General features: G+C 50.8%; 22 protein-coding genes. 13 read left to right on the forward strand and 9 right to left on the reverse strand.

The window, feature by feature from the left end; translation table 11 throughout:
• Window positions 1-4 precede the first annotated feature (4 nt).
• Window positions 5-559: a 50S ribosomal protein L7/L12-serine acetyltransferase gene (gene rimL / locus M975_RS06855; protein WP_064558118.1), complete on the forward strand. Its 555-nt coding sequence runs from the start codon at window positions 5-7 to the stop codon at window positions 557-559.
• A gap of 10 nt (window positions 560-569) precedes the next feature.
• On the opposite strand, the gene ydcK is transcribed toward rimL, so the two are convergent.
• Window positions 570-1,499: a YdcK family protein gene (gene ydcK / locus M975_RS06860; protein ID WP_064558119.1), complete on the reverse strand. Its 930-nt coding sequence runs from the start codon at window positions 1,497-1,499 to the stop codon at window positions 570-572.
• Window positions 1,500-1,619: 120 nt separating this feature from the next.
• On the opposite strand from ydcK, the gene tehA reads away from it, so the two are divergent.
• A complete protein-coding gene (gene tehA / locus M975_RS06865) occupies window positions 1,620-2,609 on the forward strand; it encodes a dicarboxylate transporter/tellurite-resistance protein TehA (RefSeq protein ID WP_064558121.1) in 990 nt (329 codons plus the stop codon).
• A gap of 1 nt (window position 2,610) precedes the next feature.
• A complete protein-coding gene (tehB, locus tag M975_RS06870) occupies window positions 2,611-3,198 on the forward strand; it encodes a tellurite resistance methyltransferase TehB (protein ID WP_064558123.1) in 588 nt (195 codons plus the stop codon).
• Here the strand turns inward: tehB and M975_RS06875 are convergent.
• The gene (locus M975_RS06875) at window positions 3,195-3,587 is read right to left on the reverse strand and encodes a VOC family protein (protein WP_064558125.1); all 393 of its coding nucleotides are present in this window, start codon (window positions 3,585-3,587) and stop codon (window positions 3,195-3,197) included. The two genes, tehB and M975_RS06875, sit on opposite strands and share 4 nt — an antisense overlap.
• A gap of 199 nt (window positions 3,588-3,786) precedes the next feature.
• Here M975_RS06875 and M975_RS06880 point away from each other — a divergent pair, with 199 nt between their 5' ends.
• Window positions 3,787-4,449, forward strand: a complete 663-nt coding sequence (locus tag M975_RS06880) for a DUF3313 domain-containing protein (RefSeq protein WP_064558127.1) — start codon at window positions 3,787-3,789, stop codon at window positions 4,447-4,449.
• 48 nt (window positions 4,450-4,497) lie between these two features.
• Here M975_RS06880 and M975_RS06885 read toward each other — a convergent pair whose 3' ends face one another.
• Window positions 4,498-5,403, reverse strand: a complete 906-nt coding sequence (locus tag M975_RS06885) for a DMT family transporter (RefSeq protein WP_064558129.1) — start codon at window positions 5,401-5,403, stop codon at window positions 4,498-4,500.
• 177 nt (window positions 5,404-5,580) lie between these two features.
• On the opposite strand from M975_RS06885, the gene M975_RS06890 reads away from it, so the two are divergent.
• Window positions 5,581-6,453 carry an AraC family transcriptional regulator gene (locus tag M975_RS06890; RefSeq protein ID WP_064558131.1) on the forward strand — a complete coding sequence of 291 codons (873 nt, stop codon included), beginning with the start codon at window positions 5,581-5,583 and terminating at the stop codon, window positions 6,451-6,453.
• Here M975_RS06890 and M975_RS06895 read toward each other — a convergent pair.
• Window positions 6,433-7,599, reverse strand: a complete 1,167-nt coding sequence (locus M975_RS06895; protein ID WP_064558133.1) for a benzoate/H(+) symporter BenE family transporter — start codon at window positions 7,597-7,599, stop codon at window positions 6,433-6,435. The two genes, M975_RS06890 and M975_RS06895, sit on opposite strands and share 21 nt — an antisense overlap.
• Window positions 7,600-7,655: 56 nt before the next feature.
• Window positions 7,656-9,590: a putative bifunctional diguanylate cyclase/phosphodiesterase gene (locus M975_RS06900; protein ID WP_064558135.1), complete on the reverse strand. Its 1,935-nt coding sequence runs from the start codon at window positions 9,588-9,590 to the stop codon at window positions 7,656-7,658.
• Between the two features lie 277 nt (window positions 9,591-9,867).
• On the opposite strand from M975_RS06900, the gene M975_RS06905 reads away from it, so the two are divergent.
• Window positions 9,868-11,829, forward strand: a complete 1,962-nt coding sequence (locus tag M975_RS06905; RefSeq protein ID WP_064558137.1) for a peptidase U32 family protein — start codon at window positions 9,868-9,870, stop codon at window positions 11,827-11,829.
• Between the two features lie 17 nt (window positions 11,830-11,846).
• Here M975_RS06905 and M975_RS06910 read toward each other — a convergent pair whose 3' ends face one another.
• Window positions 11,847-12,713 (reverse strand): LysR family transcriptional regulator, encoded by an 867-nt coding sequence (locus tag M975_RS06910; protein ID WP_064558140.1) that lies wholly within the window; start codon window positions 12,711-12,713, stop codon window positions 11,847-11,849.
• 102 nt (window positions 12,714-12,815) lie between these two features.
• Here M975_RS06910 and M975_RS06915 point away from each other — a divergent pair, with 102 nt between their 5' ends.
• The 7 genes from M975_RS06915 (at window position 12,816) to M975_RS06945 (ending at window position 19,872) form a co-directional block, all read left to right on the forward strand.
• Window positions 12,816-13,244: a multidrug/biocide efflux PACE transporter gene (locus M975_RS06915; protein WP_064518685.1), complete on the forward strand. Its 429-nt coding sequence runs from the start codon at window positions 12,816-12,818 to the stop codon at window positions 13,242-13,244.
• 158 nt (window positions 13,245-13,402) lie between these two features.
• On the forward strand, window positions 13,403-14,842 hold the full coding sequence (locus M975_RS06920) for a circularly permuted type 2 ATP-grasp protein (RefSeq protein ID WP_064558142.1): 1,440 nt from the start codon (window positions 13,403-13,405) through the stop codon (window positions 14,840-14,842).
• Complete coding sequence (locus M975_RS06925; RefSeq protein ID WP_064558144.1) at window positions 14,836-15,765, forward strand: alpha-E domain-containing protein; 930 nt, start codon at window positions 14,836-14,838, stop codon at window positions 15,763-15,765. The genes M975_RS06920 and M975_RS06925 overlap by 7 nt, the downstream gene beginning before the upstream one ends.
• Entirely contained in the window at window positions 15,762-16,562 is an 801-nt protein-coding gene (locus tag M975_RS06930; protein WP_064558146.1) for a transglutaminase family protein, read from the forward strand. Before M975_RS06925 ends, M975_RS06930 begins: the two co-directional genes overlap by 4 nt.
• 148 nt (window positions 16,563-16,710) lie before the next feature.
• The gene (locus tag M975_RS06935) at window positions 16,711-17,418 is read left to right on the forward strand and encodes a proteasome-type protease (protein WP_064558148.1); all 708 of its coding nucleotides are present in this window, start codon (window positions 16,711-16,713) and stop codon (window positions 17,416-17,418) included.
• Window positions 17,419-17,525: 107 nt separating this feature from the next.
• Entirely contained in the window at window positions 17,526-18,926 is a 1,401-nt protein-coding gene (locus M975_RS06940; RefSeq protein WP_064558150.1) for an aldehyde dehydrogenase family protein, read from the forward strand.
• 1 nt (window position 18,927) lies between these two features.
• Window positions 18,928-19,872 (forward strand): AraC family transcriptional regulator, encoded by a 945-nt coding sequence (locus M975_RS06945; RefSeq protein ID WP_064558152.1) that lies wholly within the window; start codon window positions 18,928-18,930, stop codon window positions 19,870-19,872.
• Window positions 19,873-19,994: 122 nt separating this feature from the next.
• On the opposite strand, the gene M975_RS06950 is transcribed toward M975_RS06945, so the two are convergent.
• Genes M975_RS06950 through tssD form a run of 3 tightly spaced genes read right to left on the reverse strand, consistent with a single transcriptional unit; the run spans window position 19,995 to window position 21,297 of the window.
• Window positions 19,995-20,435, reverse strand: a complete 441-nt coding sequence (locus M975_RS06950; RefSeq protein WP_064558155.1) for a hypothetical protein — start codon at window positions 20,433-20,435, stop codon at window positions 19,995-19,997.
• 5 nt (window positions 20,436-20,440) lie between these two features.
• A complete protein-coding gene (locus M975_RS06955; RefSeq protein WP_064558158.1) occupies window positions 20,441-20,806 on the reverse strand; it encodes a tlde1 domain-containing protein in 366 nt (121 codons plus the stop codon).
• Window positions 20,806-21,297: a type VI secretion system tube protein TssD gene (gene tssD / locus M975_RS06960; RefSeq protein WP_064558161.1), complete on the reverse strand. Its 492-nt coding sequence runs from the start codon at window positions 21,295-21,297 to the stop codon at window positions 20,806-20,808. The genes M975_RS06955 and tssD overlap by 1 nt, the downstream gene beginning before the upstream one ends.
• Between the last annotated feature and the right edge of the window lie 69 nt (window positions 21,298-21,366).

Here is a 21,366-nt window from a genome sequence, read left to right on the forward strand (position 1 = left end):
GGGCGTGCAAGATCCCGAAAGCTGGCAGGACGATGTCATTTATATTGATGAGAAGATTACGCTTCGCTCGATTCACGAACGCTATGTGGATGAGATTTTTACGCTGGTAGTCAAAAACAAAGCCTGGCTGAAAACCGCAATGGACTGGCCGAAATATGTATTGTCTGTGGAAGACTCGCGCAAAATGGCACAGGGCAATTACATGCTGCACCATCGCGGTTACGCGAAAATGTTTCTGATTTTCCAGAATGAAACAATGGTGGGTGTGTTTTCGTTTAACCAAATTGAACCGACCAATAAAACCGCCTACATCGGCTATTGGCTAGATAAAGGCGTTCAGGGGCAGGGCATTATTTCCCGCACGCTACAGGCGGTCATTCAAAAATATGCCCGCGAAGGCCTGGCGCGCCGCTTTGTGATTAAGTGCATTGTCAGTAACACCGCCAGCAACCAGGTCGCGTTGCGCAATGGTTTTGAGCTTGAAGGCTGCCTGAAACAAGCCGAGTTTCTTAATGGCGAATTTCATGACCAGAATATTTATGGTCGGATTATAGAGTAAGGCGCTTCGGCTAAAACACCCCATAAAACGGCGAGCGCGTGACGCGTTGGTCGCCGTTAATATCTTTAATGCCGCGAATATGAATCAACTCGCCATCCAGTCCATCCACGGCGGCTTTATCATAAATCTGCACGTTATTTTCTATCAGCACATTCCCGGTGACTCGTGCCTGGCCGTAAATCTGCACCTGGTTATCTAACTGAATCGGGCCACCGATCAGTGTTGCGTCATCAAAGATATGTACCTGGTGTTTCAGCACGCAGTCACCTTCAATCAGCGCATTGCCGTAAACCTGCGAAGAGTAGCGAATGGTCGGGATCTGGTCATCGCCACGCCCGGCAATAATACGGGCATTATCGAAAATGCGCGCGCAGTCGCAGACCCAGATGTTGTTTTCGTCGTTGCCTTCAAGAATTGCCTGCCCGAACACTTCAGCGCGGTGTTCAATAAACGCGTTGTTCACCACCGCATTGCCAAAAATCTGTGCCTGATGAACCACGCGGGATGCGTTGACCGTGGCATTGCCATAAATTTGTAGCAGTTTATCGTTATCGGCTGTCAGCCCACGAACGGCAATCACCTGGCTGCCATTAACAATGCGAGCTGCATCGTAAATACGGCATTCACCGCTGATGAATGAGTGTTCAACCACACTTTTACCGCTGATATGTGCCTGGTGGCAAAGCGTGGACTCACCGTGAATTTGCGCGTCATCTTCCACGCTCGAACCACCAAAAACCACGCAATCGCTGCCATAAATCCAGCATTTTCCTTGCTGGCTAAGGTTACTTTCGTTTTCAACCCAGCCGCCAGTCTGCTCGGCTTTGACATCGCTGAAATCACAAAGAGCTTCGATTTGCCAAAGTTTGACCTGCTGTTTTTGTCCATCGACCAGGTAGCTGTGCAGCCGCGATTCACCAGTCAGCTGATACTTGTTCATTTATTGCGCCTTCATGTTTGCTCTGCGTCAGTTTAAAACGTAGCAGGTAAATCCCCAGGTGGCGTTCTGCAAAGCAATCGAATAAAATGCATTTCAAATACACTTTATTCTTTAAACGAAATGAACAATTCAGTGACTCGTACCATGCTCAATCTGCCTGCCGGGTATTTTGGCATGGTACTTGGGACCATCGGAATGGGGTTTGCCTGGCGCTATGCCGCAATGATTTGGCAAGTGCCACCCGCCATTGGCGAAGCGTTTGAAAGCCTGGCGATCGCCATTTGGCTGGCTCTGGCGCTGGCTTTTATCGTGCGCCTGGTGAAATATCCGCAAACCGTTTTAGATGAAGTCCGTCACCCGTTGAAGGGCAGTTTTGTCAGCCTGTTTCCGGCGACAACCATGTTGGTTTCGATTGCCATCGCCCCTTATCTTCGCCCGTTAGCGGTTGGGATGTTTGCATTCGGGGCCGTTATTCAACTAGCCTACGCCGCCTGGCAAAGTGCGGGTTTGTGGCGGGGAAACCATCCGCATACAGACACCACTCCGGGGCTTTATTTACCCACGGTTGCCAACAACTTCATCAGTGCCATGGCCTGTGGCGCACTTGGCTATCAGGATCTCGGGATTCTGTTCTTCGGCGCAGGCGTGTTTTCCTGGCTAAGCCTTGAACCGGCCATTTTGCACCGTTTGCGCAGTGCCGGTGAACTCCCTGAGCAGGTTCGCACATCCCTTGGTATTCAGCTGGCCCCGGCGCTGGTAGCCTGCAATGCTTATTTGAGCGTGAACGGTGGGCAGCCTGATTTCTTTGCCAAAATGTTGTTTGGCTATGGACTGCTGCAACTTCTGTTTATGCTGCGCCTGATGCCCTGGTATTTGATGCAGCCGTTTAATGCGTCTTTCTGGAGCTTCTCATTCGGTATTTCAGCGCTTGCTGCCACCGCGTTGCACCTGAGCCATGGTAGCCATGACGGGCTTTTCACCACACTCGCGGTACCGCTATTTATCTTCACAAATTTCATTATTGGCCTGCTGCTGGTACGCACGGTTATCCTGCTTTATCAGGGGAAATTGCTACTGCGTGTCGAACGGCCTGCAAAAAGGACAAACTAAGATGGCTTCTGAAAATTATTACACCGAGAAATATGGTTTAACCCGTACTCATTCTGATGTGGTGAATGCGGCAACGATTGTCCCGGCGGGGAAAACACTGGACTTAGGTTGTGGCAGCGGGCGCAACAGCTTGTATCTGAATCAAAAAGGGTTTGATGTTACTGCCTGGGATAAAAACCCGATGAGCATCAGTAACCTGAATAAAATTATTGAGGCAGAAGGGCTGCAAAACATCACCACGAATGTGGTCGACCTTAACGCATTGCAGTTTGATGGTGAATACGACTTTATTCTTTCAACCGTAGTGATGATGTTCCTGGAGCGTAAAACTATTCCTGGGCTTATCGCCAACATGCAGCGTTGCACGAAAGTGGGTGGATACAACCTGGTTGTGGCCGCAATGGACACCGAAGATTTCCCTTGTACCGTCGGTTTCCCGTTTGCTTTCACTGAAGGTGAACTGCGCGACTATTACGCGGGTTGGGAGCTGATTAAATACAACGAAGACCTCGGCGAATTACACAAAACCGACGCAGAAGGTAACCGCATTAAGCTGCGGTTTGCCACGATGCTGGCACGCAAAATTTAAACCGCCGGCCAGGCGCGGTTTTGTAACACCACGCGGTAACCATCGTTATCAACAAACGTGCTCCCGGCGACATCCCAGTACGGGTTAAAACTGTTGATGGTTAGAAAACCTGCATTCAGCATCTGCTGGCAGGTTTTTTGCCATAATTCGTGGTCTGGGAAGTACAGCACTAGCAGGTCATCAACCGTTGCGGAGGGTTCAACCGGGTGGCGATGGCAAACGGTGAACTCCAGGTGCCAGCTTAAATCTTCACGACCCAGCATCACGCCGCTAAAACCATCGTGCTCGCTGAAATCGCCCAGTTCCTGCAAACCTAAACCCAGGCAATACATCTCTTTGCTTTGAGCAAGGTCCGTCACAGGACGTGCAATACGCAGATGTGGAATCATGATCACTCCCGTTAGTTTGTCGTCTCTAAGGTTATGCTATATAGACACAAATGGTTAACGAATGCTCAACAAAGGTCGCCTAAAAAAGAAATTTCACGCGTTTTATCTAAATTTTGAAAAAAAGCATTTATAACTCCATGCTGAAGGGTTCTTTTTTGCTATAACTGAGGAGCTTACATGTATTTCACAGGGATAAAAAATGCGCACTTCTTCTTATGTTAAAGCTGCCTGCCTGACAGGACTGTTAGCGTTAGCCGGTTGTTCTTCATCCGTTACCGCTCCAGAAAAATATTCCGGTTTTTTAAAGGATTACTCAGGCCTTCAGGAAACCAAATCTGCGTCGGGTAAAACCATCTTACGTTGGGTTGACCCAGGTTTTAAAAGCGCGAACTACGACAAGTTAATCTTTAACCCGCTGACTTACTATCCGGTGCCAAAACCAACCACTCAGCTTGGTGCTCAGACCCTGGATAAAATCCTGGCCTATTCCAACCAGCAGTTGAAAGCGAGTGCTGCGCAGCGCGTGCAACTGGTTTCTAAACCAGGCCCGCGCACCTTGATTTTCCATGGTGCAATTACTGGCGTAGACAGCAGCAAACAAGGCTTGCAGTTCTACGAAGTGATTCCAGTGGCGATGATCGTTGCCGGTACAGAGGCCGCAACTGGTCACCGTACCATGGAAACAAACCTTTATTTTGAAGGCGAGCTTATCGACTCTTCAACTAATAAAGTGGTCATGAAAGTTGTGCGTAAAGGCGAAGGTAAAACAGTGAGCAATGAAAAAGCACCGATTACTGTTGAATCGCTGAAAGTGGTTATTGATGGCATGGCGACAGATGCGTCCATGTTTGAAGTTAAATAACTGACTGCTGCATGCTAAAAAGGGAGCTTAGCTCCCTTTTTTACATTTTTACGCTGCCTTCTTGCGCCACGACCGTGCGCTAAACATTCCCGGTTTTGAAAACATCACCAGATTTCCCAGCAAAATCATCACCAGCCCAATAATGGCATTACTGTGCCAGACATAGCCTTCATAAATTGTTGACAGACTCAGCGCCACTAACGGGAACAGCAATGTGCTATACGCCGCCGGGCCTGACCCAATGCGCCCGACCAGGGTGAAATAGGCACCAAAGGCAATCACTGAACCAAATATGGCCAGGTAGAACAACGAGCCGAGATAACGCAGCGTGAACTCCGGCATAAACGAATCCCCACGAACCAGCGCCAGCACACCCATAATAATAGTGCCGTAAAACATCGCGTAGGTATTGGTGGACAGTGTCTCAAGTCCCCGGCGCTGGTGGCGCGTGCTAATCATATTGCCGATTGAAAATCCGTAGGTACCCAGGGCACTTAAACCGATTCCCAGCAGCAGAGAAGGGGCCAGTTGTGTGGCGACCAAATCATGCCAGAACAATGCGACAACGCCGGCAATCCCCAACACCGCTGCTGGTAGTAAATTTTTGCTCGGGCGCTGACGGAAGAAAACCATACTGTTGACCGCATTAAACAGCACAGCCATGGAGAAAATCACCGACTCAAGACCTGAGCTGATATACGCCGCGGCATGGTAAAAACACAAAAAGTTAAAGCCGAAAACGCAGCCACCTTGCAGCATACAGAACAGATGATCGCGCAAACTGATACGGCGCAAACGCCCAAGCGCCAGTAACACCACCAGCATCACGACTGCCGCTACGGCAAAACGCCAGAAAATTGACACGGGCACCGACACCACGCCTTGCTGCATGTAAATCGCAAGCCAGGTCGTTCCCCAAATAACCACCACCGAAATATAAAGTATTGCATTCATTTTGTTATCTCCCTGTACCGATAGCGGGAGTATCCACATCTGCGCGTGCAGATGCTTTCACCTGCTTGCCTGGCTTGCATATTCTTGCGGTTTTTTTTACCTGATGGTTTGTTAATGGCTGGTAACGGAGGCGGCCACTACATACACTGTTTATCCCGAACTTCGATGGTGTAAGTCATGACTCAGCCGTATCACGCATTTGAAAATCTTCGCCAGCACAACGCCGTGCTGGAAGATAACGTGCAGCTGGGTTCCGGGATCCAGCTTTCGGCGTGGTCAAACAGCCTCGATCGCGTCACGCAATGCAGTAATCATCACACGTTAAGCATGTATGTGAATGAGGGTTACGAAACCTATCAGAAAACCAACTCAGGCTGGAAAAATGGCGGCGGACCAGACCGGTTTTGCCTGATGCCAGAAGACAGCGAAACCACCTGGGATATCCGCAATCATTTCTCGTTTGTGCATCTGTATTGCACCGACGCCCATTTGCGCAATATTGCGGAACAAATCTGGGATCGCAGCCCAGCAGCCATTTCGCTTGATGAGAAAATCTTTAGCGACGACCCACGGATTACGCAGCTGTATCGCCACTTTCTGCTGAGTAGCGACTGGAAACAACAGGCCAACCACTTGATGCTGAGCACTGCATCGACGCTGTTGCTGACGCACATGGTGCAGACTTACAGCAACGTGCAGTGGCGCTTACCAAATGTGCGCGGGGGCCTCGCTCCAGCAGTGTTGCGCAATATTCAGGCCTACATTGAGCAGCATCTTAGCGAGCCGTTAACCTTGACCGAACTGGCGCTGGAAGCGGGTTTGAGCGAGTTTCATTTTGCGCGCATGTTCAAACAATCGACCCGACAGGCACCACATCAATATGTGATGCAGCGGCGCATGTTGCGTGCCGAAGCACTGGTCAAAAACAGCTCGCTTTCGCTGACTGATATTGCGATGGCTTGCGGGTTCAGTTCGGCAAGCCATTTCAGCAATCGTTTTAAAGCGACAATCGGTGTGACGCCTTCGCAGTTACGCGCGACGGGTAAATGAAAACAGCGCGTAGCAAACACCACCCGCGACCAGCCCCCAGAAAGCCGCGCCAATCCCCAATAAACTGACCCCGGATGCGGTGACCAAAAACGTCACTACGGCTGCATCGCGCTCGCGTTCATGGTTGAGTGCCTGATACAAACTGCCGCCGATGGTACTCAACAGCGCCAGGCCCGCTAAGGTATGAATATAGGCCGCCGGCAGTGCGGTGAGCAGGGTGGTTATCGAGCCGCCAAATATTCCCGCCAGCAAGTAAAACACACCCGCGGCAACCGCCGCTAACCAGCGTTTTGAAGGATCAGGATGGGCTTCAGAACCCTGGCAGATGGCGGCGGTGATCGCGGCAATACAGATAGAAAACACGCCAAAGGGTGCAAGCAACAGGGCGATTGCCGCGGTGACCACAATCAGCGGCGACACCGGAATGTTGTAGCCAGACGCTTTGAGCGTCGCGACGCCGGGCGCATTTTGTGACGCCATGGTCACCAGGAAAAAGGGAATACCAATTCCGAGCAGGCTGGAAAGCGTGAAGTGCGGGGCGGTAAATTCTGGCATGACCATGGCGACCGGCACGCTGCCATGTTGCAGATTACCGCTCATCAGGCAGACCAACAGACCCACAACCATCGCCACGACTACCGCATAACGCGGAGCCCAGGTTTTTGCCAGCAACCAGCCCAACAGCATACTGGCGCACAGCAGGAAATTCCCCTGTAACGACGTAAAGGCATCCAGCCCAAAACGCAGCAGGATCCCGGCAAGCATAGCGGCGGAAAGCGTTGATGGGATCAGGCGCATCAGGCGGGCAAACAGGCCAGTTACACCGCATAACAAAATCAAAAACGAGGCGAAAATAAACACGCCGATGGCTTCATTCAGCGAATGCCCCGGAAGACTGGTCGCCAGCAATGCGGCACCGGGTGTGGACCAGGCGGTCAGAATAGGGGTGCGATACCAGATCGTCAGCGCGAGGGTGCTGATCCCCATGCCAATTCCCAGCATGGTCAGCCAGCCCGCAATTTGTAATGTATTCGCCCCGGCCGCTTCTGCCGCCTGCCAGATGATGGCTGCGGAACTGGCGTAACCGACGAGAACAGCGACAAATCCTGCCAGAACGGTGGGTAATGGAACGGATAAAGCGCGCATCTTTTTTCCTTGTGCGTTTTTGCGTTATCGGACTATACCATTACAAATCGTTAACATCAGGTCTCTGCGGTGGAATAATCGATATAATCCAATGCTTTCTCGCGCTCGATCGGGCGTGAGAAATAGTAACCCTGCATATAGGGAATGCCGCACTGTTCAAGTAACTGGCGTTGCTTTTCCGTTTCCACGCCTTCTGCAATTACGCTGAAGTTAAGACTCTGGGAGATATTCATCATCGCCTTAACAATAGAAAGGCCTTTTTGTTCAATATGCTGAATAAACGAACGGTCGATTTTGATGTAATCAATATTCATATTCTGGATAACTGAGAGGCTTGAGTAACCCGTGCCAAAATCATCAACTGAGAACTTCACACCACGCTGTTGTAATTCGCTGACCTTTTGGTTAATCATCATTTGTTCGGACTGGAAGATAGATTCTGTCACTTCCAGGTGCAATAAATGGCCCGGAATGTCATACCGCTCAATCACCCGGATGACGTTATTCACAAAGCCTTTGTCGTAGAACTGAATCAGTGAAATATTCACGCACATGCAAATATCCGGGCTGTGCTTATGCATTTGCGCCAGCGTTTTGCAGGCTTCTTCTAATACCCAACTTCCCACCTGAACAATACGGCCGCTTTGTTCCATCAAGGGAATAAATTCAACCGGTGAGATCTCTTGCTCTTGATAACGCCAGCGCATTAACGCCTCGAAACTCACGACCTGACCCTCTGCATCGACAATAGGTTGATATACCAGGCGGAATTCGTTGCGATCCAGAGCGTCTTTCATGGCTTCATTCAGCGTGACTTTACGTCGCAGGTCGCGTTCGAGATCAAGGTTATAGAAGGCAAACCGTTCCGGATATTTCCCTTTTTGTGAATACATGGCGATATCCGCCAGCTGGATAAGGCGCGTAATAGAGATGTCATGATCCGGGCATACCGAAATACCGATTGTCGCATTCAGGGTAATGGTCTGGTCATCGAGGCGAATAGGCAGTGACAGACTGGCGGTGATTTGCTCCGCCAGCTCACTGGCTGACGAGTAATCTTTTTCTTTAGCCAACAGAATAAATTCATCGCCACCCCAGCGGCACATCAACGTATCTGTATTATTACAATTTTTAAGCCGGGCACTTAAATTAACCAATACTTTGTCGCCAACGTTATGGCCGAGTGTGTCATTGATATTTTTAAAGCCATCAAGGTCGATAAAGAAAATCGAGAAGCCGGTGGTTTTATTATTTTTAAAGTCGAGTTCTGTAGATTCTGCGGCCGCTAAAAAAGCGCTGCGATTATACAGGCCCGTTAAAGAGTCTTTATTCGACATCTCATACACTTCTTGCGTTCTGACACGGATAGTTTCTTCCATGCGCGACACCAGTTTTTTATTTCTGTAACGTAATAAAATGGCTTCTTTAATATAATTCGCGGAACGCACCGACGAGATAATCATTATGATTGTAAAACAAACGCCTAGCCCACCGAGATTAATTTTATATTGTTCGGATTGCATCATCAGCAATATGGACATCGGCATCAAAATAATAATGTTATAAAGTGCTGCGAGAGTCAGACTTGCGGAAAGTATGCTGGTTGCTCCACCCGCCATCGCTGCGAGTATCACATTGGTACTGCTCAGTTCTTCAATGCTAAATTGCGGGTAGAACGTCACCGCATACGCACTCCAGAGCATGGCGGTTATTAAACACCCGACAGAAAACCTGAACGTCCACTTTTTGTTGTTTTTACGTTCAGCGTCGCTTTTTATCCACATTTTGGTGTCTACGACCCGCACGGCCAGCACCAGTGTCATCACGACCCACCAGAGTAATTTGCCATGAAAGTTGGCATCATCAATAAAAGTGAAAGCCAGAGTAGTAGAAGCAACAAAGGTAATCAGAATGCCTGGTAATGAATTGTTATATAACAGCCTGACGCCTTCTGACTGATAAAGCTTTGAGTGTTCAGTGTTTTTTGTCATTTTCTATCATCTTAACTGAGTGATTCAATTAGCCACAACATAACTAAAGCTAATATGATCACTCTTTGTAATTATTCCTGATGTAAGTATAAGTTAAAACATTTGGCAATACACCGTCTTTAGCCATTCAAGAGTTATTCTCATTTTCTGTTAACCCACTGAGATAATTATGTTATCTCCGTAATACCTCAAACCACATATTCGCGGATCTATGCTTACGCAGCCAATCTGACTACAATAGCCGCCTTTCGCCCATAACACAGAAAACAGACCCATTATGTGCCTGCACGCCAATCATCTTGAATTACTCAGCCCAGCCCGTGACACCTCCATCGCCCGCGAAGCCATCCTGCATGGCGCGGATGCGGTCTATATCGGTGGGCCTGGTTTTGGCGCTCGCCATAATGCGGGTAACAGCCTGCAAGATCTCGCAGAGCTGGTGCCGTTTGCTCACCGTTATGGGGCGAAGATTTTCGTTACGCTGAACACCATCCTGCACGATAACGAGCTGGAACCGGCGCGCCGTATGATTCACGACCTGTATCAGGTTGGTGTGGATGCGCTGATTGTGCAGGATATGGGCGTGATGGAAATGGATTTGCCACCGATTGAAATCCACGCCAGTACGCAATGCGATATTCGTAGCGTTGAAAAAGCGAAATTCCTTTCTGATGTGGGCTTCTCACAAATTGTTCTGGCGCGTGAGTTAAACCTCAACCAAATCCGCGCTATTCACGAAAACGTTGATGCGACTATTGAGTTCTTTATTCATGGCGCACTGTGCGTGGCATATTCCGGGCAATGTAATATCTCGCATGCGCAGACCGGGCGTAGCGCAAACCGTGGTGATTGCTCCCAGGCTTGCCGCTTGCCGTACACGCTTAAAGACGATCAGGGCCGCGTCGTGGCGTATGAAAAGCACCTGCTTTCGATGAAAGATAACGATCAGAGCGCGAACCTTGCGGCACTCGTCGATGCGGGCGTGCGTTCCTTCAAGATTGAAGGGCGCTACAAAGATATGAGCTATGTGAAAAACATCACCTCTTATTACCGCCAGCTGCTGGATGAATTAATGGAGCAGCGCAGCGATCTGGTTCGCGCTTCTTCCGGTGTGACGTCGCACTTCTTTATCCCGTCGCCGGATAAAACCTTCCACCGTGGCAGCACTGACTATTTCGTTAACGAGCGTAAAATCGATATCGGCGCGTTTGATTCACCGAAGTATATCGGCCTGCCAGTGGGTGAGGTGCTGAAAGTCGGCAAAGACTTCCTCGATGTGAACGTCACCGATACGCTGACCAATGGCGATGGCCTGAATGTGCTGATCAAGCGCGATATCGTTGGTTTCCGCGCTAATACTGTGGAAAAAACCGGTAAAAACCAATATCGCGTCTGGCCAAATGAGATGCCGGAAACACTGAAAAATGTGCGCCCGAACCATCCGCTGAACCGCAACCTTGACCATAACTGGCAGCAGGCGCTGACCAAAACGTCCAGCGAACGCCGCGTGGCGGTGGATTTGGAATTAAGTGGCTGGCAGGAACAATTGGTACTAACCGTGACCAGCGAAGAAGGCGTGAGCGTCAGCAAAACGCTGGAAGGCCAGTTTGATGTGGCAAACAACCCGGAAAAAGCTTACTCCAGCCTGCGTGATAGCCTGGCGAAATTAGGCCAGACGATGTATCAGGCGCGTAAAGTGGACCTGAATTTACCTGCTGCGTTGTTTATTCCGAATAGCCAACTTAACCAGCTGCGCCGTGAAGCTATTGATGCGCTAACAGATGCCCGTGTCGAGCAATACCAGCGTGGCAGCCGTAAAGCGGTTTGCGTACCGGCGCCGGTTTACCCTGAAGATCACCTCACATTCCTCGCCAACGTTTATAACCATAAAGCGCGTGAATTTTACCAGCGCTATGGCGTGAAGCTGATTGATGCCGCCTATGAAGCGCATGAAGAGAAGGGCGAAGTGCCGGTGATGATCACCAAACATTGCCTGCGCTTTGCGTTTAACTTATGCCCGAAACAGGCAAAAGGCTCAGTGAAAAGCTGGAAAGCATCCCCGATGCAACTGGTGCATCAGGATGAAGTATTAACCCTGAAATTTGACTGCAAGCCGTGCGAAATGCACGTTATCGGCAAGATGAAAAACCATATCCTGAAAATGCCGCTGCCGGGCAGTGATGTAGTGGCGTCTATCAGCCCTGATGAATTGTTGAAGACGATGCCGAAGCGCAAATAAAGCGTTATCGTGCAATATCACGCCACCTGTGCCCGCAACTGGTCAATCATCCAGCGCCCTGCGGGGCCGGGTGGCGTTTTGTTCGACCACAACACATCCACATCCATGCGCTGCGGCCAGCCCGCGACCGGCAACTCCTGCAAAATATTGTGACCAAACTGCTCAACCAGCCAGCGCGGTAAAATCCCCCAGCCAAAACCTTGTTCCGCCATCTCCAGCAGCATTAAAAGTGACGGCGATGACCACATCGGGCCGCCGCTCTTATTGCGTGTCGGGTCAGTGAAGGTGCTCAGACACAGCTGGCGCACGGTATGCAATATTTCCATATCAACGCTGGGCAGGCGGGTTAACTCATGCTGGCGGTGAATATATATCGCCATTTCAGCCCCGACCTGCAACCGCGCCACCGTGACATCCACCGGGTAACGCGGCTGTACCCGCAACACACCCACATGCGCACGGCCAATCTGAATCAGGTCGATAACGTCTTCATCTTCGGCAATCAAACACTCAAATTCGATATCCGGAAAGCGCTGTGAAAAACGCTGGAGAATCGATTCGTGGTGCGACGTTTGCCACATATCAGACAGCACAAAACTCAAGCGTGGCTCTACGTTTCCGGCAAGGCGTACTGAGACTTCGTTGAGCCTTTCGCTCGCGGCTATAATCGACTGAATGTACGGCAAAATATGCTGCCCCTGAGCAGTCAACACTGGCTGGCGGCTCTGGCGATCAAACAGTGTAACGCCGAGATCGGCTTCCAGATTGGCAATCGCGCTGCTTATCGTTGACTGGCTTTTTTTCAGTTTGCGCGCCGCCGCAGAAAACGACCCGGTTTCGACCGCATGTAAAAACGCTTCAAGGGATTCAGGGGAGTAATTCATTACCTATCGCTTTTCTCGATGGCTATTAACTTAATACTATCACTAATAGCGATAATAATACGCCGCAAAGCCATATTGCTTTTATATCGTCTGGAGTGAGTTATGCAGTCCCAAAAAAGAACATTTGCCGAACGCATCCTGCATGCGGTGGGTTTTGAAGTTATCGCGATTGCGATTTGTGCGCCTTTAGCCGCGTGGATTATGGATAAGCCACTGTTTCAGATGGGCGCGCTGGCAGTCATGCTTTCGACCGTCGCCATGGTGTGGAACATCATTTATAACGCCGGGTTTGATAAAATTTTCCCGATGGGGCAAAAGCGCCGCTTACCACTGCGCGTCGCTCACGCGCTGGGTTTTGAAGGGGGCTTTATCCTGATTGGCCTACCGCTGGCGGCCTGGATGCTGGATATTTCACTCTTGCAGGCGTTTATGGTCGAGATCGGTTTCTTCCTGTTCTTCCTGCCGTATACCGTGATTTACAACTGGGTGTACGATACCCTGCGAGCACGCTGGACACAGTGCCAGGCGTAACGATAAACCACAGAACGCACCGCCATGGTGCGTTCTTTTTTTGAGCGGCTGTTTTTGCCACATAAACAGACAAATCCCCCCCTGAAATGCACCAAACACGGCCTGGCATATTTCCTGCTTATAACATGTTATCTCCACACGACATGAAGTGAGGAATTATGATCAACATGGACCCCGGTGCCGCGTCTTTTTTTGATGAAATGTTTGCGATGGATGGCCATCATCGTGGCCATTATGGAAATTACTGGAACTGGCTACAACGAGCAGACAGCACGGCGGTGATGCGCAAGAAACAAGAAGCCGCTTTACTGTTTCACCGCGTGGGGATCACTTTTAACGTTTATGGCGATGAAGATGGCGCCGAGCGTTTAATTCCCTTTGATAGCGTGCCACGTATTATTCCCGCCACGGAATGGGCGATGCTCGATGCCGGTATCCGCCAACGCGTGCAGGCGTTGAACCTCTTTTTGCATGATATCTACCACGAACAAAATATTCTTAAAGCAGGTGTGATCCCGGCCGAACAGGTGCTGGCTAACGATCAGTACCAACCCTGCATGCAGGGGATCAATCTGCATCGTGATATTTACGCACACATTATTGGCGTGGATATGGTGCGTGGGGGCGACGGGCAATATTACGTGCTGGAAGATAACCTGCGCACCCCATCGGGCGTTTCCTACATGCTGGAAAACCGCAAAATGATGATGCGGCTTTACCCGGAACTCTTCGCTCAGCAACGTATTCGCCCGGTTGAACGCTACCCCTCACATTTACTGCAAACGCTGCGCGAAAGTTCGCCGGTCAACGATCCGACCGTGGTCGTGCTTACGCCCGGCCGCTTTAACAGCGCTTATTTTGAACACAGTTTCCTGGCGCAGCAGATGGGCGTTGAACTGGTCGAAAGTGCTGATTTATTTGTCAAAGAGGGCGCAGTGTTTATGCGCACTACACTTGGGCCGTGCAAAGTTGATGTCATTTATCGCCGGGTGGATGACTCGTTTCTCGACCCGCTGGCGTTTCGTCCCGATTCAATGCTCGGTGTACCCGGTCTGCTCTCGGTCTACCGCTCAGGCGGCGTGGTGCTGGCAAACGCCATCGGCACAGGCGTTGCCGATGACAAATCAATCTACCCGTATGTGCCCGCGATGATTCGTTTCTATCTCTCCGAAGAGCCTATTCTCAATAATGTACCGACGTGGCAATGCCGCCATCCCGACCAACTGGGCTATGTGCTTTCACGGCTGGATCAAATGGTGGTGAAAGAGGTTCACGGCGCAGGCGGTTACGGCATGTTGATTGGCCCGGCGGCCAGCAAAGCTGAAATTGAAGCGTTCCGCACGGTGTTAAAAGCGCGTCCGCAGAATTACATCGCCCAGGACACGTTAGCGCTGTCAACCTGCCCGACGTTTGTGGAAGAAGGGCTGGCACCACGGCATATCGATTTGCGGCCATTTGCACTTTATGGCGCAGAAACGCGCCTGATTGCCGGGGGATTGACGCGTGTTGCGCTGAAAAAAGGCTCGCTGGTGGTTAACTCATCACAAGGCGGTGGTACCAAAGACACCTGGGTTCTGGAGGATGACACATCATGTTAAGCCGCACCGCCAGTGAACTGTATTGGATGGCGCGTTATCTGGAACGCGCCGAAAACATCGCCCGGGTACTGGACGTCACTAACCGTTTATCCATGATGCCGTTTCGCGAAACCGGGCACCAGGACTTGCAGGTACCGCTCAATTTAACCGGCAGCGGCACCGCTTATTGGGAATATTACCAACAACTCACCATGCCCGGTATTTTCGACTATTTTGCCTTAGATACCCGCAACCCGAGCAGCATCTACAGCTGTTTACAGTCGGCCTGGTCGAATGCCCACGCGGTGCGCGGCAGCCTCTCATCAGAAGTGTGGGAGAGCATTAACACCGCCTGGATTGAAATGAAGCGGCTGCGTAAAGAAGGGGTCAACAGCAGCAACGCCGATGACTTTTTTGACTGGGTGAAAGAGCGCTCGCACCTGTTTCGCGGCGCGATGTTTGGCACCATGCTGCGTAACGATGCGATGTCGTTTATCCGCATTGGCACATTACTGGAGCGTGCAGACAGCACCGCGCGGTTACTCGGGGTGAAAAACCAACTGCTGGATAACGACCCCGATGCGGTGCGTGAGCACTATCGTATGGACACTTTATTGCGAGCGGTGAGCGCCCGCGAGGCCTATCACAGTATCTACAAGCAACAGCTGGTGCGTGAAATGGTTGCCGACCTGCTGATTTTGCGCAGCGAAAGCCCTCGCTCGTTACGATCCTGCATCGAAGAGGTGGTCAACCAACTGGAATTAATTGGCGGGCACAGTGCCAATGCGCCGCGCCGCCTGGCCCATGTTCTGCATGCCGAACTGCGCTTTAGCACGTTGGACGATGTGATCGACACCGGGCTGCAACGCTGGCTGACGGGTTTTTTAAGCCAGGTGAATGCGATTTCCGAAAGTATCCAATACACCTATCTGGAGGCACAATGAGACTGACGATTGAGCACAGCACGCACTACAGCTACGAGCAGAAAGTGAAGCACAGTACTCAATATTTGCGCCTCACGCCGCAGGAATCGGAACACCAGCGCATCATCTCGTGGCAGCTGGCACTGCCGGAAGAGGCAGTGCAAACCACCGATGCATTCGGCAATATTCTGCATGTGTTAACCCTCGACCGCCCGCACCAGGCGATCAGTATCAAGGCCACCGGCGTAGTGGAAATTGCCGAAGGTGAAACGTTGGGGGACGGCTCCGGCGAAGCCCTTTCGCCGCTGGTGTGGCTGCGCCATACCCCGCTAACCCAGCCGGATAGCGCGATTCTGGCCTTTGCCGGGCGTTACTGGCAGGAAACTTCACCGCTCGAAAGTCTGACCATCATGATGGGTGAAGTTCTGGAGCGCATGCCTTACACGCCGGGTGGAACGCATGTGAAAGACACCGCTGCGCAGGTTTTTGCCGCCGGGCTGGGTGTTTGCCAGGATCACGCACATGTGTTTGTCGCCTGTTGCCGGAGTCTGGGTCTGCCGGCACGTTATGTCAGTGGTTATCTCTACACGCCAGACAGCGCACACGTGGCGACTCATGCCTGGGTCGAGGCGCTAGTGGAAGGGCGCTGGCACAGTTTTGACATCACCAATAATACGCGCAACACCTGCCACCACCTGAAACTGGCGGTGGGGTTTGATTATCTTGATGCCTGCCCGGTGCGCGGTGTGCGCATGGGCGGTGGTGATGAGGATATGGAAACCGTAGCCGCGGTGCAGCGGATGCAGGGTTCGCAGTAATAGTTTGCCCTTACCTCGAACCTCTCCCCCTGGCGAGGGGACAGATTGAGTTTTTCCCTCTGCCACATGACCGCGTGTTTTCCCCCTCTCCGTTTGGGAGAGGGTTGGGGTGAGGGGAAACAAAAACCTCGAAACTAAAGGACGAAAAATGACCTATTGCGTTGCCATGCACCTATCCAGCGGCATGATTTTTGTCAGTGATTCGCGCACCAACGCGGGTGTTGACCACATCTCAACCTTTAAAAAACTGCATGTTTTTCATCGTGGCGATGACCGTACGTTAATCATGCAAAGTGCCGGAAACCTGGCGACCACCCAGAGCGTCATTAATTTGTTGCAACACCGGGCGCAGGATGCCACGACGCAAAATCTCTACACCGTCAGCTCGTTGTATGATGCTGCCGTGTTGGTGGGCCAGACCTTAAAAGAGGTCATTGCGCGTGATGGCGCTGACTTCACCGCCACCTTTACCCTCGGCGGGCAAATTCGGGGTGAGGCGATGCGCCTGTTCCATATTTACGCCGAAGGTAATTTTATTGAGGCGACCGTCGACACGCCGTATTTCCAGATTGGCGAAAGCAAATATGGCAAACCGATAATCGACCGGATAGTCAGCTATAACACGGGTCTTGAGCAGGCGGTGCAATGCGCATTGATCTCCATGGACTCCACACTTAACTCCAACTTATCTGTTGGCCTGCCGCTGGATGTGATGATTTATCACGCCGAAAGTTTTGACGACTCACGCCAGTACGCCATCACTGCACAACACGAATACTTCAGTGAAATCCGCAATATGTGGGGGAGTTGCCTGCGCTCAGTGTTTGATACGCTTCCTCCGCTGCAGCTTGAATGATAAAGGGGATACTTTGCAGGATTGTGCAATCATCTGACAGCATTGCGCTACAGGAAAACCACCGTTTAAGCCGACACTAAAGCGGTCAAACACACCTGGAGCGCAGCATGAAAACGATTAATCACATCTATATCAACGGCCAGTTTATTACCCCACACGGTGACGAAGTGCTGGAGCTTGTCAGCCCGGTCACAGAAGAAAAAATCACCCAGGTAAGACTGGCCGATGTCGACGATACCCGACAGGCGATTGCGGCTGCAAAAGCGGCGTTCCCGGCGATGCGACTGTCTACGCGTGAACAACGTATGGCCTGGTTGCAGAAACTGCATGATGCGGTATCGGCGCGCAAAGCAGAGCTTATCGACACCATGGTTGAAGAGTACGGCTGTGCGGTGGGTTTTGCCGAAGCGACGGTCAACCATGCCTGCGACAGCTTCCTGCAAATGCGCGACGTCTTATCACGCTTCCCGTTCGAAACCCGCGTGGGTAACGCTCGCGTAATGATGGAACCCTTGGGCGTGGTCGGGCTGATTACCCCATGGAATGGTAATTATGGTTTTATTGCGACCAAACTCTCAACGGTGATTGCCTCTGGTTCAACGGCGGTGATTAAACCCAGCGAATTGAGTGCCCGCCAGACGGCGTTAATCATCGAATGTATGCATACAGCAGGTTTGCCTGACGGGGTGTTTAATATCGTCACCGGGCGTGGCGATGTCGTCGGCGCTGAAATCACCCGCCACCCGGATATCGCTAAAATCTCCTTTACCGGCTCCACCGTCGTCGGCAAAACCATTGCCCGCGGAGCGGTGGATACGCTTAAACGCGTCACGCTCGAACTGGGTGGGAAATCAGCCAATGTTCTGTTAGATGATGCGGATCTTGAACAGGCCATCCCACGGGCGCTACAGGTTATGTCGTGGAACAGCGGCCAGGCCTGTATTGCAGGTACGCGTTTACTGGTGCATGAAAGCCGCTTAGAAGCCGTCAAAGCACAAATCCTGAAAGACATTACGCAACTGGTACCTGGTGAAAATCACGGTACAGCAGTGACGGCCCAGCAATATCAACGCGTACAAAATTACATCCGCAAAGGTATCGAAGAGGGCGCTGAATTGCTGTGGGGAGGCGAAGGCCGCCCGGAAGGTTTCGCGCGGGGTTACTATGTTAAACCGACTGTTTTTGTTAATGTCCGCAACGACATGACGATAGCCCAGCAAGAGATTTTTGGCCCGGTGCTCTCGGTCATTACCTATAAAGATGATGCCGAAGCAATTGCTATCGCGAACGACACCGTTTATGGCCTGCAGGCTTATGTCAGCGGTAACGATGAACGGCGTACAGAGGCCGTCGCCAGCCAGCTTGTCGCCGGGCGCGTGTTTGTGAACGGTGTCTATAACGAACCGCAGGCGCCTTTCGGTGGCTTTAAGCAGTCAGGCATCGGGCGTGAATTTGGGACTTTCGGGCTGGAAGGGTATCTTGAACCCAAAGCCATAATGGGGCAGTGATATGCCAGAGCAAGAGACAACTGCGCGGCCTGAGGGCCGCATTTTAACTGAGCTTTGCCAGCGTGTAGCCGCGCATTATCAGCAGTCCGGCTCCACTGAGCAGGAATTGCTCACAGCACTGCCGTGGCTGCGGTTTATTCGCGTCAGAGAACCCACGGTATTTAACCGGGGCATGCTGGAACCCTCGATGTGCATGCTGCTGCAAGGGCGCAAAAAGATGCTCATTGGTGACAACGTCACAGAATACGGGCCGGGGAATTATTCCATGGCCGCCGTTGATATGCCGGTCTCCGGGCAAGTCACGCAAGCCTGCGAAGAAGAGCCTTACTACGGGGTACGTATTGACCTCAACAGCAAAGAGATTGCGGATTTAATTGTCTCGCTGCAAATATCACTGCCGGAAAAAAACAATGAAACGGCTAATGCCGGTGCCTGGGTAACGCATTCCGATGAAGGGTTACAGGATGCATTTTTGCGACTGGTGAAACTTCTGGACTCGCCTGCGGACCTGCCGGTGTTATCAAAACTGATTAAGCAGGAAATTCTCTACCGCCTGGTGACCGCGCCTACCGGTGCGACTTTCTGGAAGCAAACACTCTCGTGGACGCAGGGAAAAGGCGTGGGCGAAGCGCTGGCCTGGATCAAACGCCATTTTGCCGAGCCGCTAAAAATCGACGAGCTGGCAAAACGTGTTGGCATGAGCACCTCGAGCCTGCATCACCGCTTTAAAGAGCTGACGGTGATGAGTCCGTTGCAATATCAAAAGCAGATCCGTCTGCTTGAGGCGCGGCGGATGCTGCTTTCCGGCAGCGAGGATGTGGCGAGTATTGCCTGGCAAGTGGGCTATGAGTCGCCATCACAATTTAACCGCGAATACCGCCGCTCTTTTGGTGCCGCACCTTTGCAGGATGTGCAAACGCTGCGCCAGTTGGGGACTACGCTTTAATCAGAGGAAATGATGAGCTAATGAGCGTTGCAACGGCTTGCTGAAAAACTGGACTGGAAAGCCAATAATACGCTCAAGCCCGGTGAGCACCGGGCTGCGTTTTGTTGATTCATTATGTTTGATTAGAATTCCCGTGATAGCGTCAAATATCCGTTAAAGCGCACTGAGCACTCATCTGCATTCATAACACTTGTTGCAATAAAAACATCACGCCTCCCACTTTTGTTCATGTAGGTGTATTTTGCCGTTATGGTTCGAGCGCCATTTTCAAAATTAGTCATGACATATTCATCTTCTGGAAAAAAGGTTTTACCTGACTGATTTTTGTCAGCCTGAAAATCAACATGACCCAACTGTTTGGCGTATGGTTTACCGACCGGATAAATGCCGAGGTGTTCAATCTTCGTGTTATTACGCTGAATACTGTTTGCCTCGATTTTTAGGTCACGAGTTATGGCGGTAAACAATGCGTCTTCCATCATGCTACCCACCGCAGCACAATTATAATCAGATGCTTGTGCCAGCATCGGGAATCCGAGTAAAAATACGAATGCTTTCTTCATCGAAGTTATTCCACTATCAGAGTATGGTCGCCACTGGCGGCAATATCTTTACGCTCACTAAGCGTTGCCACGATACATCCGTCTGACGCTTCACCGCGATGAACTGAGCTTTCGCCATGAATAAGAAACCCACCTCTTCCACACATGTTGTTTGATGAGTTGGGCGTCAGGCGCATGGTCCAGGCTTTTGTTTTGTGGTGATAGAAGGGTTCACTTATATGATATGTTCCTCGCGGTAGCGGCCCCTTTCCTTCAACGCATTCATGTGCCGTATTGTTTTTATAACCCGGCCTTCCTGAGTACATAGCATTAAACTTGAATGTCCCGTTCAAATAGAAAGCATTATCGTTAACTTTATATATCCATGTCATTATGCGTTCTTCCTTTCGTTCCAGGAGTCAGAGTGAATGATGTTCCCATCAATATAGTGCCAGGTGATTTTTTCGTAGCTCAGGTAAAGTGCTTCCTGATGATTATGCTTCTCAAACATTGGGTTTTTAATATCAAGCATGAACGGCTCAATTTCGTTAACACGAACGTTTTCAAGCGTTGTGCGGAAATATTCTTCCTCTTGACCATTGTTATTGATGCGATAAAATTTCAGTTCTGCTTTTTGATAGCATTTACCCGTGGTCACGCCTTTGTAGAGATATGGAGATGCGCTATCCGTTTCCTTAATAATTGCGTAGTCGCCATGTACACGCTTGGCAGTAATCTTTCCTGTCAGGTCATCGGTAGGTAATTCGACCGCGTGCATGAGTTCAACAACTTCAATACTGCCCTCACGCCCCTTGACTTCAACAGACCCCTTCACCATGTTCCCAGCATCATCCGTTAGCCAAAGATAAACGGGTATTGCCATTTTAAACCTCCTTATTATTGAACGTTGAACAACTCCAATTAATAAGCCTTTTTTGAGGTAAATGCTTTA

The sequence above is a fragment of the Buttiauxella brennerae ATCC 51605 genome (genome assembly GCF_001654925.1).
Lineage (GTDB): Bacteria > Pseudomonadota > Gammaproteobacteria > Enterobacterales > Enterobacteriaceae > Buttiauxella > Buttiauxella brennerae.

What these genes read in the sequence shown, in the direction of transcription:
- M975_RS06890 (WP_064558131.1), top strand. Translation starts at nt 5,581, where the DNA reads ATGACTCAGCCGTATCACGCATTTGAAAATCTTCGCCAGCACAACGCC.
- M975_RS06915 (WP_064518685.1), top strand. Translation starts at nt 12,816, where the DNA reads ATGCAGTCCCAAAAAAGAACATTTGCCGAACGCATCCTGCATGCGGTG.
- tssD (WP_064558161.1), bottom strand. Translation starts at nt 21,297, where the DNA reads ATGGCAATACCCGTTTATCTTTGGCTAACGGATGATGCTGGGAACATG.
- M975_RS06940 (WP_064558150.1), top strand. Translation starts at nt 17,526, where the DNA reads ATGAAAACGATTAATCACATCTATATCAACGGCCAGTTTATTACCCCA.
- M975_RS06905 (WP_064558137.1), top strand. Translation starts at nt 9,868, where the DNA reads ATGTGCCTGCACGCCAATCATCTTGAATTACTCAGCCCAGCCCGTGAC.
- M975_RS06930 (WP_064558146.1), top strand. Translation starts at nt 15,762, where the DNA reads ATGAGACTGACGATTGAGCACAGCACGCACTACAGCTACGAGCAGAAA.
- M975_RS06885 (WP_064558129.1), bottom strand. Translation starts at nt 5,403, where the DNA reads ATGAATGCAATACTTTATATTTCGGTGGTGGTTATTTGGGGAACGACC.
- tehA (WP_064558121.1), top strand. Translation starts at nt 1,620, where the DNA reads ATGAACAATTCAGTGACTCGTACCATGCTCAATCTGCCTGCCGGGTAT.
- M975_RS06945 (WP_064558152.1), top strand. Translation starts at nt 18,928, where the DNA reads ATGCCAGAGCAAGAGACAACTGCGCGGCCTGAGGGCCGCATTTTAACT.
- M975_RS06955 (WP_064558158.1), bottom strand. Translation starts at nt 20,806, where the DNA reads ATGACATGGATATATAAAGTTAACGATAATGCTTTCTATTTGAACGGG.
- M975_RS06920 (WP_064558142.1), top strand. Translation starts at nt 13,403, where the DNA reads ATGATCAACATGGACCCCGGTGCCGCGTCTTTTTTTGATGAAATGTTT.
- M975_RS06925 (WP_064558144.1), top strand. Translation starts at nt 14,836, where the DNA reads ATGTTAAGCCGCACCGCCAGTGAACTGTATTGGATGGCGCGTTATCTG.
- ydcK (WP_064558119.1), bottom strand. Translation starts at nt 1,499, where the DNA reads ATGAACAAGTATCAGCTGACTGGTGAATCGCGGCTGCACAGCTACCTG.
- M975_RS06895 (WP_064558133.1), bottom strand. Translation starts at nt 7,599, where the DNA reads ATGCGCGCTTTATCCGTTCCATTACCCACCGTTCTGGCAGGATTTGTC.
- M975_RS06950 (WP_064558155.1), bottom strand. Translation starts at nt 20,435, where the DNA reads ATGAAGAAAGCATTCGTATTTTTACTCGGATTCCCGATGCTGGCACAA.
- M975_RS06900 (WP_064558135.1), bottom strand. Translation starts at nt 9,590, where the DNA reads ATGACAAAAAACACTGAACACTCAAAGCTTTATCAGTCAGAAGGCGTC.
- M975_RS06875 (WP_064558125.1), bottom strand. Translation starts at nt 3,587, where the DNA reads ATGATTCCACATCTGCGTATTGCACGTCCTGTGACGGACCTTGCTCAA.
- M975_RS06935 (WP_064558148.1), top strand. Translation starts at nt 16,711, where the DNA reads ATGACCTATTGCGTTGCCATGCACCTATCCAGCGGCATGATTTTTGTC.
- M975_RS06880 (WP_064558127.1), top strand. Translation starts at nt 3,787, where the DNA reads ATGCGCACTTCTTCTTATGTTAAAGCTGCCTGCCTGACAGGACTGTTA.
- M975_RS06910 (WP_064558140.1), bottom strand. Translation starts at nt 12,713, where the DNA reads ATGAATTACTCCCCTGAATCCCTTGAAGCGTTTTTACATGCGGTCGAA.
- tehB (WP_064558123.1), top strand. Translation starts at nt 2,611, where the DNA reads ATGGCTTCTGAAAATTATTACACCGAGAAATATGGTTTAACCCGTACT.